Here is a 12937-nt window from a genome sequence, read left to right on the forward strand (position 1 = left end):
CCGTCCGAAAGGGTACCGAGCGGCACCTATTAAGGACAGAAAATATCCCTATTTCGCGGCAATGTAAACGGGACAAGAAAGCAACAAGCATCAGCAAGGTCGCCAGCAATCAGCCAGCGACCGGCCGTGAAGCCCGGGACCGATCTGCTCCGGTATTCAGGCACCCCGGGCTGCAACATGGAGGCAAGGGATGTGGACGGCACCAGCCTTGTCAGACCATCTCGCGCAATCGACGACCCGTTTCCTGCAGCAGCTTGAACGCCTGATATCGCCGATCGTGCTTGTCTCGAAGCGCGCCCGAAACAGGGCGATAGACCCTTGCAATACGCGACATGACAGCCATCGCGCTGGAAAGGTCCGGGTAGTGTCCGCCGGCGACCGCCCCGAGCATTGCAGCCCCAAGCAGCACCGGCTCAGGGCTTGTCACGCTGGCCACCTCCGTTGCCGTGGAATCCGCGATCATCTGCAGGACGAGGGGGCTGTTTGCCGCTCCACCACTGGCCATGATCAAGTCGATATCGATCGCCTTGTCGGCCAATGCGTCAAGCAGTTGCCGCAGCCCGCAGCCGAGACCTGCAAGGCCCGCCACGTAAAGTGCGACAAGCGAAGCCTCGCTTTCGTCGAGCGTCAATCCGGCGATCAGGGCTCGTGCATCAGGGTCGGCAAAGGGCGCCCGGTTGCCGAGAAATTCGGGCACGACGACAATACCATCAGCGAGGTCGGCAACACCATCCCCTGCGCGAGCGGCTGCTCGCTCCAGATAGCCGACGAGCGACAATCCCTCCGCCTTGGCACGCGCCTCGATTACGCCGGCGGCCGGGTGCATGCGCACCAGATAGTCGATTGCGGCGCCTGCCGCCGACTGTCCGCCCTCGTTCAGCCAGAGGCCTGGAACCATCGCGGAAAAATACGGACCCCAGACCCCATCGACGAAGGTGGGTTGCCCTGTTGTCGCCATCGAGCAAGCCGAGGTCCCGAAGATATAGGCGAGCCGTCGGCCGATGTCGGCGCTTCGTTCTGTTTCGTTCTCACCTGCGCCCAGCGTTCCAATGCCTCCAGCATGCGCATCGATGAGCGCTGCGCCCACAGGCGTGCCGACCGGCAGGGCGAGCTCGGCAGCCGCCTCGACGGAAAGCCCGGTGCCAAGCGCGACGCCCGGCGCGACAATGTCCGTCCCGATCCGCCTGAATTCATCGGCGGCCAGATCCTCAAGGCCGATGGCCCGAAAATAGTCGGCGTCCCAGCGCCCTTCATGGGCGAGATAGGTCCATTTGCAGGTCACCGTGCAGACCGATCGTGCCAGGCTTCCCGTGGCACGCCACGTAAGATAGTCGGAAAGGTCGAAGAAGTGGGTGGCTGCCTGGTATTGCTCGGGGAGGTGTCGCTTCAGCCACAGGAGTTTCGGGGTCTCCATCTCGGGCGAGATGCGACCCCCGACATAACGCAGCACCGCATGCCCGCCGCCGTTGATTTCGTCGGCTTCTGCGACCGCCCGGTGATCCATCCACACGATGATGTTTCTGTCGGGGTCACCGGAACGGCTGAGGCTGATCGGGGCTCCACCCGTGCCGACAGCCACCAGCGAACAGGTGGCGTCGAAGCCGATGCCGGCGATCAAGGCCGGGTCGATGTCCGCATCTGCGACGGCCTGACGAACGGTGCCGGATACTGCCCGCCAGATATCCTCGCTGGACTGCTCCACGATGCCGCCAGCCTCATGCCAGATGGCAATCGGCTGCTTGGCTGATGAGAGCAGATCGCCGCTCTCGTTGAATACCCCCGTGCGCGCGCTGCCGGTACCGACATCTATGCCGAGAAAATAGCGTGCCATGTCTAGAGATCCGTGCTGTGAGGCAAAATGACGAGGTCGCGAATTGTCACGTTGCGCGGTCTCGTCAGCATGAACATGACGGCATCGGCCACTTCGCTGGCTTCCATTAGACCGCCTGCTGCGATGGTCTCCTCGAGCTTGGCCTTCGGCCAATCGCTGATCAGGGCGGTGACGACGGGACCCGGCGCGACGGCGCCGACGCGGATGCCATGCTTCATGACCTGTCGCCGAACAGTGTGAACAAACGCCTGCACGGCGAACTTGGAGGCAGTATAGATCGGCTCCCAAACCACGGGAACCAGGCCCGCGATAGAGCTCGTCATGATGATGTCGCCGGTCTGCCGTTCAACCATATGCGGCAAGACGGCCTGAACCGAGCGAAAGGCAGCATTGACGTTCAAATTCAACATGCGATCCCAGGCATCGGGATCCCCGTCGACGACATCGCCGCCGATATAGGCACCGGCATTGGCGTGGAAGATGTCAAGCTTGCCGAACTTTTCCAGGATTTGCGGCATCATCGTTGCAACGCTTTGCGGGTTCGTCAGATCGATGACCAGCGGAAATGCCTGCGGGCCAAGGTCAGAGCAGATATTCCTCAAGGAATCCTCTGCCCGATCGATGAGAACGACACTGACGCCCTCGGCAAGCAGCGCCTTGGCGCATTCAAGGCCGATCCCCGAAGCCGCGCCGGTGACCGCTGCGACCTTTCCCGAAAGTTCCTGTCTCATAGCATTCCTTACCTTTTATCTTGGACCTTTTATCTCGGGACCTTTTATCTCGGGTCTACGCGCGTCCGTGCGACACTCTTGAACGGCGTGCGAGTGAATCGACGATGACGGCAATGGCAAGAACGGCCCCCGTGATCATGTAGCGAAGCGACGATGACAGATCGAGCAGCGTCAGTCCGTTGGCGATCGACTGGATGACGATGATGCCGAGCAGGGCCGAATAGGCACTGCCGCGACCGCCAAACAGGCTGGTTCCGCCGATGACCGCAGCAGCGATGGCATTGAGGTTGACGTCGCCCGTTCCGGCCTGCTGGCTTGCCGATGCAAGACGAGCCGCAGACAGCACGCCACCCAGCGCAGCCAGCATCGAACAGAGCATGAAGGCGCTCGTGTAGATCATCCGGACATTGATGCCGGCACGGCGCGCAGCCTCGCGATTGCCGCCAACAGCCGTCATTGAGCGCCCCCACTTGGTCCGGGTCAGCGCGTAGCTCATGGCCACGACCAATCCCACGAAAAGGCCGAACATCCACGGAATGCCGCGGTCCTGGTTGAGATAGAAGACGATGAGTTCCAGCACAACGGTGATGAGGATTGCACGCAAGACGAGGCTGCCGAGCGAGCGTGAGGACAGGCTTGCCTCACGTCGGCGAACGACGGTCCGGTAGCCGGTCACGAACAGCACGATCCCTGGGATGGCGGCGAGCACGTAGGAAACCGGATCGGGCATGACGAGCAGCTGCCCGAAATTCACGACCGCCGAACCGTAAGGCAGGTTGATCGAGCCGGTCGCGCCGAGAAGATAGAGTTGCATGCCGAGAACCGCGAGCAACCCGGCCAGGGTCGAAACGAAGCTCGGCATTCCCAGGCGATTGAACAGCAATGCGTACAGAGCGCCGATGACGCCACCTGCGACAAGAGCGGCAAGAATCGCCAGGGCAACCGGCCAGCCTTCGTTGACCCACAGCATACCGACAAGTGCCGAGGCAAAGCCGCTGATCGAGCCGACGGAAAGGTCGATTTCGCCGACCATCAGGATGCAGACTATGCCGAGCGAGATAACGCCAACCGTGGAAGCGTCGAACAAAAGGTTGACGAGATTGTTGGCCGAAAGGAAGATCGGATTGAGCGAGGCGAACACTGTCCAGATGAGAACCAGCCCGACGACAACAGGCAATGATCCAAGGTCACCCGATCGCACGCGATCGGCGAAGGCCCGGACGGCGCCGCTGACGCCGGTTTCATGTTTGACGCGAACGTCGCTTCTATCCAGCAACGGCGCGGATGGCGCGTTCTGATTGGCGTTGCTGCTCATGGGCTGTCTCCATCAGTGATCTCCTGCGACAGCTGGCGTCGGCTTGCCCTGCGGGAGACGGAATTGTCGGCAGCTCCGGTGATGGCACTGACGAGTTCCTGGTTGGTTGCGTCGGGATAGAATATTCCATTGTTGCGACCGAGGCGCAGGACCACGATGCGGTCCGCCACGGCCCGGACGTCTTCCATGTTGTGGCTGATCATGATGACACCGAGGCCACGGTCGCGGACCCGTTCGATGAGGTTCAGGACCTCCGCCGTCTGCGCCACGCCAAGTGCGGCCGTCGGTTCATCGAGCATGATGAGCTTCGGTTCCAGGAGCAGTGATCTGGCGATCGCCACCGTCTGGCGCTGACCACCGGAAAGCGAGGCGATCGGAATGCGAACGCTTGGGATGCGCGCAGAGAGTTCATTCAGAAGCTTCCAGGAACGCACCTCCATCGACACTTCGTCAAGCTGCAGCGGACTGGTCTCCCGCCCAAGGAAGATGTTGGCGACAACATCCAGATTTTCGCAAAGGGCGAGATCCTGAAACACCGTCGCAATGCCCAGATCAAGTGCGGTGCTGGGGTCGGAGAGCGTCACCGGCTTGCCTGCGAAGGTGACCGTGCCCGATGTCGGCTGGTGCACGCCGGCAAGAATTTTGACGAGCGTCGACTTTCCAGCACCATTGTCGCCGACCAGAGCCACGACCTCTCCCGCATGGACGTCGAGATCGATATCCGTCAGGGCCGACACGGCGCCGAAATTCTTGGAGACGCCACGCAGGCTGAGCACCAGCTCGCCGGTCGGAGGCGCGTCGTGTTGATTGTTCGTCATCGAGGCAAGCCTTTCCGTACTTTCGCATGATACCTGCAATGAGCCCCCCGACGCCAAGCGCCGGAGGGCCCTCGGGAGGAGCTGTTAGCTGCCAATGCCAAGCTTCTTGCAGCCTTCCGCGTAGCGGTCGCCGCAAAGCTGTTCGGGTGTCTGGATCGGCTTGCCGTTGACCGTCTTGTCGATGATCTCGGCCTTGAGGTTTTCGGCCGTCACGAGTGCCGGCGTGAACAACTGCGTCGGCGTGTCGAACAGCTTGGTATCGGCCTTCGGCGTTTCACCGGCAAGCAACTGCATCGCGACGTTGGCCGCAGCGGCAGCAACGATCTCGCTCGGCTTGGAGATGGTGTTGTACTGATCGCCGGCGATGATCAGCTGCAAGCCGGCAATCGTCGCGTCATTGCCTGTCACTGGCGGGACCGGATCCACACCAGCCGCCTTGAAGGCGGCGACGGCTCCACCGCCGGTACCGTCATTTGCCGCCACGACGCCGATGATCTTCTTGCCGAAGCGGGTGATCTGGCCACTTGCCCACTGCTGAGCCTTCGGGGGCGCCCATTCCGGTGTGTCGTATTCGGCCAGAACCTGGTATCCGCCCTCGGCGATGCCCGCATGGATGCCCTTCTTGATCAGGCCGGCGGCCGCGTCGGTCGGCGAGCCGTTGATTTCGAGCAGACCACCATCTTCCGGCTTGACTTTGTTCTTCTTCAGATGCTCCACGAGCGATGCGGCAATCATCTTGCCGATCTCTTCATTGTTGAAGGAAACGTAGTAGTCGGCTGCTGCGGACGGGATCGGGCGGTCATAGGCGATGACCTTGACGCCCTGGCTCTGTGCCATCTTCACCAGCGAAGCAGCAGCGGTGGAATCGACCGGGTCAAGTATGATTGCCTTGGCACCCTGCGAAATCGCAGAGTTGAATTGCTGCTGCTGGCGCGATGCGTCGCCGTTGGCGTTCTGGTAGATTACCTTGCAGCCGGCGCAGAGCTTTGCCATTTCGGCTTGGAAGCCCGGGAAATCATGCTCTTCATAACGTGTCGAGCTCTGGTCGGGCATCAGGAAGGCGACGGTCGCGTCCGTGACTTTGGCCGATTGTGCAAAAACGGACGTTCCACTGAGAAGGCCCAGCGCCAGAACCGCGGCGCCTGCGAGTTTCGTCGAAAGTTCAGTCATTTTCGGTTTCTCCATTGAAGAGATCGATTGTTGCGGTTACTGACTCAGACCCGTGGCTGGCCCGAGTTTCGAAAGCGTACAGAGCCCCGGTCCGAAGCTGACGGTCAAAGACGGCAGCCGGCCGCACTTGTGAGCTGCACCTGTTTCCAAATTTGAAGACAAGCGATCCCTTGCGGAGGCCGCCACGGTCTCCGTTCGCACTCGCCCTCAATGTGTCCTGTCTCCTCCCTGTCCTCCTTGAGTTAGGCGGCCTCCACCGCTTTTTCGTTTTGTGCCCTCAGGGCTCGGAACCTCGAGGGCGGCATCCCTTTCTGCGCAAGAAAGTGCCTGTTGAAATTCGAAAGGTTGTTGAAACCCGATGCGTAGCAGATATCGATCACCGCCAACTCCTGGCTGCTCATCAGCAGCTGACAGGCGAGGTTGATGCGCAGCCGGTTGACATACTGAACCACCGAGAAGCCGGTGTGCTTGCGAAACGACCTGGAAAATGCGCTCGGCGTCTGACCGGCAATCGCCGCCAGATCGGTCTCTGAAAACGGTTCGGTCAGGCGCTCGCGGATATACGCCAGCGCCTTGTTGGTGCCGATCGACATGTAACCGGAGGGATCGGGCTGGTAGTCGGATGTCGTGAGCGCGACGTGATTGCTGGCGCCGGTCAGGAGTTCGACGAGTTGCATGAAGAGAGCGATGCGACGGGCACCCACGGCCTCCAGCATTTCCTGCATGATCGGCTTTGCAAGTTGAGCCGTCTCGAGCGGGAAGAGCACGCCCCGACGGCTATCGGCAAGCACCGAGCGGAAACCCTTGAGCTCCGGAAGAATGGAAAGCAGGCCATCGATGAAGGCCTCGGAGAATTGCAGAACCAGGCATCGCTGCTCGATGCGCCTGTCGTCGACCACGTCGCTCACCCAGTTGTGTGGCAGGTTTGGGCCGGTCATGACAAAATTGCCCGGCTGGAAGTCACCGATGAAGTCGCCGACAAAATAGCAGCCGGACGTCTCGGTGATGAGGTGGATCTCGTACTCGGGATGAAAATGCCACCGCACCGTATGATAGGGATATCCGTGCGACCACATCTTGAAGGACTCGCCGGATCGTATCTGGACGACTTCCAGATCGGGCTCTGATACATCCCGCATACGACAATCCCTCCCTGGGATACACTCTGCTGCCGGGCCTTGAACGGAGGAGCTCTCCCGGCTCCATTCCGCGACCATGGAAGAAGTTTAGCCGGATGCGACGGGGGGCTCCACCACATTTGACCCCGCCGGCCGATACTTTTTTGTCATCCGATTCAGCGTTACCTAGATGCCCCCTGGCATATTTCCAGCTGAATCTGCTGTTGCGGCCGAAGACCGCGGCCGCTGTGGCGGGAGAGAATGCTCAGGCACGGGAGACACGTTCTCGTCACCCTTTCCCTCGGGCGAAGTGTCCAACGGGTCACCGGTATATTGCTCGCCGTTGATCGGGGCTCGCGACCCCCTGACGCACACGAACGTCAAACCGGCTCAACCTGAATGTCAAGCTCGAGCGTGTTCCGGGGCGGCGGGCGCCTTGGTTGCCTCGCCCTCAAGCAACCGGTCCACGATCATCCGGCCGATCGGGATGGCCGAGGTTGCCGCGGGTGAGGGGGCATTGCAGACATGCAGCATTCGTTCGGTCTGCTTGAAGAGAAAATCATGGACCAGACTTCCGTCGTCCATGACCGCCTGGGCGCGAATGCCAGCCTGTGGGCTCTGCAGGTCATCAATTGTCAGGGACGGGCAATATTTCCGGCATTCGGCAAGATAGCGGGCGCGCGATGCGGAATTGGCAAATTCTGAGATTGCCGAGCGCCAGTTCCTCCGTGCCATTTTCCAGAAGCCGGGAAATGTCGTCATACTGGCGACATCAGCGATCGCAAAGCTGCCCTTGATATAGCCCTCGCGCGAAAAGCCAAGCACTGCGTTCGGGCCGACGGTCATGCCACCGTCGATCGTTCGCGTCAGGTGAATTCCGAGGAACGGCAGATCCGGATCGGGGATCGGATAGATCAGGCGCTGCGTGACCTTTGCCTTCGATGCCGGCAGTGCGTAGTATTCCCCCCGGAAAGGCACGATCCGGTGGCTGATCTTCACGCCGGCCATCAATGCGATGCGGTCCGATTGGAGACCGGCGCAGGCTATCAGTCTCCTCGCTTCGACAGGACCGGACGCGCTTTCGATGCGCACGCCCTTCTCGTGTTCGTGAATGGCTCTGACTGCCGTTCCGCGCCTGATTTCACCGCCTCCGGTCTCGATCGCCCGTGCCATGGCACGGCCGACAATTGCATAGTCGACGATCCCCGTGGAGTGGACGAGAAGGGCACCGAGACCCGCGATATTGGGCTCATCGGTTCTCAGCTGCACCGTCGACAGCCGCGCATAGTCGATGTCGTTTTGCCGCGCCCTGTCCTCAAGCGCCTCCATGCGCTGCATCTCCGCATGATCAGTCGCGACCAAAAGCTTTCCGCAGGTTTCAAAGGGGATGCGGTTCTCAGTGCAGAAGCGCTTCGTCGCCTCTGCGCCCTCACGGCAAAGCTTTGCCTTCAGCGAACCGGGAGCATAGTAAACTCCGGCATGGATGACGCCACTGTTGTGGCCTGTCTGATGTCTCGCAAGCTCGGGCTCCTTTTCCAGGATTACGATGCTGGCGCCCGGCATCCTTTCCTGCAACGCCATGGCGGCCGCCAAACCGACGATGCCACCGCCAATGATACAATAATCATACATCTTGCTGCCCGACTCCGACTGCTGCCTGTTGCAAGGCTAGCACTCGAGCGCCACGCCGTCTTGAAGTTCTTATGACGTAACGTGCTCGTCAGGCGCGGGCAGGAAGCGCGCGGTTCTTGTTGCTTGGGGGGCGCATGTTGACGCCAAGGTCGCGGGAAATCAAAAAGAGGTAGGTAGCGTGACCGTCGGAACGAAAAGAACCCCGCTGAAGGAAGCGGGGTTGGAGTTTTTGAACCCCGGAAGTCGCGGTTTCAGGGTCAATAGGACGTTGAGGCCTCGCGGGGAAGAAGATACGCAAAGCCCAACCCCAAACGGATAGGGGGCCCGTTGGTTCCCACTTCTTTTAGAACCTCACCCGAGGCGGGCTTATGACAGGAGGCCTCCCCGGCGGGGGTTGGCGCAAGGGGGGCCTCCTGTTACGGCGCACCTTCGGGACGCCGGTCCCGAAAGCGCCCCACACTAAACTTTATTTACAGTCCTGCTAATATAATTTCTCGCCAGACCTGGACGAAAACGAACCCACCTCCCGATGTTGCGACGTCTTGTTTGTCAAGGAGCGCGCACTCAGTATTCCAATCAGATCTCTTGTGGTCGAAATGGATGGATGGCATCTCCGCCTCTCCATGCGTTCGGGGCAAATCAGGTTCCGTTTGAAGTTACGGGCCACATCGGCGCCATCGGCCGACAAGCACGTCCAGCGGTCGCCGCACAAATCCAAACCGCGCAGTATATGGACAAAGGGCCGAAGCCCGCGCCGTTCTAGCTCGTCGAACGCTTCGTCAGCGCGCCGCCCCCTGCCAGAAGTCTATTTCTCGCGTGTCGACAGGACGTTGCGGATGGAAAAGCTGGAATTGATCCGCAGCACCCCAGGCAGGGCAGAAAGGATTTCCTTGTGGATTCGTTCGAAAGCGCCGGCACTCTCGACGTCAACGCGAAGCATGTAGTCGGACCCGCCCGTCATCAGGAAGCACTCGCGGATCTCCGGATACTTGCGCACGGCGGCTTCGAAGCGATTGAGGTATTCCTCCGTCTGACGCTCCAGTGTGATCTGGATGATGACCGCAATTGCTTCCTCACCCACCACATCAACTATGGCTGTATAACCACTGATAATACCTGCCTTTTCCATCAGGCCTATGCGGCGCAGGCAGGCAGAGGCGGACAGGCCGACTTCCTTGCCGAGGTCGACATTGGATATCCGGGAGTTCAGACGCAATTGCCGAATGATTTTCCTGTCGAGAGCATCAATCTCATACATTCTCGCCTCATCTATTCGCGCCGCGGAGGTACCGCCTTCATCCAGCATCGATTGCGTCGGCAATCCATCGCAGGGGATGTTCACCCCGAATAGAAGAGAATCGCTTCGTTTGGCAACGGCATGAAAAGCCGGAGACCATCGCCTCGTCTTCGCCCTGCAGCTGGCCCGCCCAGGAAAGATCAAAAGTCTGCCTGCTGAGGGCCTGGTGCCGCTCCTGATGACCAAACATGCCGGCCATGCCGCAACATCCGGTTGCCGCAATTTCGACCGGCGCGCCAAGAGCAGCAAGAACCCTCTTCCAGTCCATCGGGCTGCCGCCAGCGCTTTCGCTGCAATGGACGAACAGCTTGCGTGGCAATCGCGCCGGGTTCAGCTTCGGCAGGGCGCGTCCCTTGGCGATTTCCTTGCTCAGGAATTCCTGGACAAGAAGAATAGGCTCCCCCGCCAGGCCGGCCTTTTTGTATTCCTGGCGGATCATCATGACGAAAGCCGGATCGACCCCCACCATCGCCCTGCCGGATCCGGCAACCTTGTCGATCGCCGACCTCAGTTTCCTGGCCTGCCTGATGAACCGGGTTCTGTCGCCAAGCACGTGGGCCGCCTTTCCCCCCGGGGACATCGCAACAAAAACAGGCCGGTAGCCAAGCCGGCTAAGACCATCTGCGAGCGCCAGGGCGGCCTGTGTGTCGAAAAGCGCCGTAAACGGATCCTGCCAGATGAAGACCGTCTCGTCGTGCCATTGCCGTTTTGCGATCACTTCGGCGCAAAAGGTCTGATATCCGCCTCTGCCCACATCGTGAAATGCCAGTGAAGGAAGGTCGCGCAGACCAGACAGTGTCTCCATCAGCGGGTTGAACAGTCTTGCAAAAATCGCCGCGAATTTTCTGTGACGAACCAGAACCGGCGAATATTCCTCCAGCAACAGCGCTGCCTTGTCCGCCAGTGATCGCCGACGCTTCCGATAGAGCCGGTCGAGGAAATGCGATTTCATCTCGGGTATGTCGACCTGTACCGGGCAACTCGTCGCACAGGCCTTGCAGCCAAGGCATCCGTCGAGCGCGGCCAGGACATCATCCTCCAGCTCCTCGGTCGCATGGCCGCCCCGATGCATCTGGTGCCAATGTCTCAGCGCGTCGGCGCGGCCTTTCGGGGAATGGCGAAGGTCACGGGTCGCCTTGAACGAGGGGCACATGACGGTGCTGCGCTGATAGCTCAGACACTGTGCATTGCCGTTGCACTTGAACGCCAGGCTGAGAGGATCGCCGTCTTCGGTGTTGACGCTGCGGAACGGGGTCGTCTCGATACCCATCAGGGCCTCGGGGTCCGCGACGAGCTTTCCCGGGTTGAATCGCTGCCGCGGGTCGAATGCCCGCTTGATGCGGCCGAACGCGTCGTAGGCCGTGGCGCCAACGAACTCCGCCAGATAGGCGCCGCGCACGCCCTTGCCGTGCTCCCCCCAGAAGATGCCGCCATGCCGGCGCGTCAATTCGAACACGCCGTCCGAGATCGCCTTCATGATTGCCCTGTCTTCGTCGCGATCGATATTGAGGGCAGGGCGGATGTGCAGGCAGCCAACGTCGACATGCCCATACATGCCAAAGTTCAAGCCGTTGGTGCTCAGCAGCCCCGTAAAGTCCCTGACGAAGGCGGCAAGGTTTTCGACAGGCACCACGCAGTCCTCGACGAAAGCAATTGGCCGGCGTGTGCCACCGACCTTGCCGAGCAACCCGACACTTGCCGCCCTGACCTGCCAGAGCGCAGCCATTTCGATATCATCCACGGCCACATGGCTTGCGATTGCACCGGTAAGCGTCAGCGCGCTCTTGCGCAGAGCTTCAACCTGCCGTGCGAGATCGGCTTCGTCGTCTCCGACGAACTCCACGAAATTATAGGCAATCGGCTGCCCGTCGCGAGCGCGAAGCCCGGCAGGCAGCGCCTGCAGAATTCCGGCCGTTTCGGCCAGGCCCTGGACCCATTCGTCCATGACTTCGATCGCCAGCGGATCATGCGCCAGGAGGGCACCGCCCGCATCAAGTGCTGCGGCAAATGTCTCGAAGCCGATGACGACCAGTCGCCTGAATTTCGGCTTCGGCAGCAGACGCAATCTTACCCGCGTGACGAGACCGAGGGTGCCTTCCGCGCCGATCGGTAGCCGCCACCATTCGAGATCGCCTCCAGGCGGTTTGGCCCGCTCGAGATCGTAACCCGTAAAACGCCGTGAAAGCGCCGGCACCTTTTTCAGCAGTGCTTCGCGACCCGACTGACAGGCCCCCTCGATCTCCAGGAGCATTGCATGAGCCCAATCGGGTGGTGGCGCGGCACTGTCCAATGTCCGCCCGCCATCGAGAACGAGCTCCATTCCAAGGATATTGTCGCTGGTCTTGCCGTAACGCCGCGACCCCTTGCCCGACGCATCCGTGCTTACCATGCCACCAATGGTGCAGCGGCTCGCCGTTGATGTCGTCGGCGCAAAAAAGAGACCGGTCGACGCAAGCTGCGCGTTCAGTTCATCAAGAACGATGCCGGGCTCCACCTCTCCCCACTGCTCTTCGACGTTCACCGCCAGTAGACGGTTCATGTACTTCTGAAAGTCTACGATGATGCCGGCATTCAGGCTCTGGCCGTTGGTGCCCGTGCCGCCACCGCGCGCCGTAACGGGAACGTTTCTCAGATCATCAGTATCGAGGACACGCATCAGCCGTCGCACGTCCTCGGCATCGCGTGGGGCAACGACGATATCCGGCGCGATCGCATAGACGCTGTTGTCGGTGGACATGGCCGCGAGAAGTGCAGCATCACTTGCGACGTCGCCACGAAACCCCTTTTCCTTCAGAAGAGCAGGAAGTCGTTCAAGAGCAGGATGATAAAGGGGCTTCTTTATGTTCTGGTGCATTATCACTGTAACCAAGGGCATCACGGAAGGGCATTGAACCACAAAGACGACGTTCGTATAATTAGAAAGATATGAAAATATTTTCGGAAAATACGAACTTTGGCCGCGCCATCTTCGAGCCCCGCTAACGGTTATTGGATCCGATCCGGTAAGCAATGATATCAAACTCGC

9 protein-coding genes are annotated in these 12937 nt (G+C 60.4%); all 9 read right to left on the reverse strand.

The features are described from left to right. Nucleotides 1-211: 211 nt before the first annotated feature. Nucleotides 212-1831, reverse strand: a complete 1620-nt coding sequence (locus RHIBUN_RS0122765; RefSeq protein ID WP_025661290.1) for an FGGY-family carbohydrate kinase — start codon at nt 1829-1831, stop codon at nt 212-214. 2 nt (nt 1832-1833) lie between these two features. Beyond that, nucleotides 1834-2562, reverse strand: coding sequence for an SDR family oxidoreductase (locus tag RHIBUN_RS0122770; protein ID WP_025661291.1), 729 nt, complete (start codon nt 2560-2562; stop codon nt 1834-1836). A 55-nt stretch (nt 2563-2617) separates the two neighbouring features. Next, on the reverse strand, nt 2618-3877 hold the full coding sequence (locus RHIBUN_RS0122775) for an ABC transporter permease (protein WP_025661292.1): 1260 nt from the start codon (nt 3875-3877) through the stop codon (nt 2618-2620). Beyond that, nucleotides 3874-4695: an ATP-binding cassette domain-containing protein gene (locus RHIBUN_RS0122780; RefSeq protein WP_018858411.1), complete on the reverse strand. Its 822-nt coding sequence runs from the start codon at nt 4693-4695 to the stop codon at nt 3874-3876. The genes RHIBUN_RS0122775 and RHIBUN_RS0122780 overlap by 4 nt, the downstream gene beginning before the upstream one ends. Nucleotides 4696-4779: 84 nt before the next feature. Further along, entirely contained in the window at nt 4780-5865 is a 1086-nt protein-coding gene (locus tag RHIBUN_RS0122785) for a sugar ABC transporter substrate-binding protein (RefSeq protein ID WP_025661293.1), read from the reverse strand. Between the two features lie 242 nt (nt 5866-6107). Continuing rightward, nucleotides 6108-7004, reverse strand: a complete 897-nt coding sequence (locus RHIBUN_RS0122790) for an AraC family transcriptional regulator (RefSeq protein ID WP_025661294.1) — start codon at nt 7002-7004, stop codon at nt 6108-6110. Nucleotides 7005-7385: 381 nt separating this feature from the next. Continuing rightward, entirely contained in the window at nt 7386-8615 is a 1230-nt protein-coding gene (gene lhgO, locus RHIBUN_RS0122795) for an L-2-hydroxyglutarate oxidase (protein ID WP_025661295.1), read from the reverse strand. Nucleotides 8616-9420: 805 nt separating this feature from the next. Beyond that, a complete protein-coding gene (locus RHIBUN_RS0122805) occupies nt 9421-9873 on the reverse strand; it encodes an Lrp/AsnC family transcriptional regulator (protein WP_025661296.1) in 453 nt (150 codons plus the stop codon). 37 nt (nt 9874-9910) lie between these two features. Then, nucleotides 9911-12766: an FAD-binding and (Fe-S)-binding domain-containing protein gene (locus tag RHIBUN_RS0122810; protein ID WP_051420077.1), complete on the reverse strand. Its 2856-nt coding sequence runs from the start codon at nt 12764-12766 to the stop codon at nt 9911-9913. Nucleotides 12767-12937: the final 171 nt, after the last annotated feature.

This window comes from Rhizobium sp. IBUN, assembly GCF_000510625.1.
GTDB classification, from domain to species: domain Bacteria; phylum Pseudomonadota; class Alphaproteobacteria; order Rhizobiales; family Rhizobiaceae; genus Rhizobium; species Rhizobium altiplani.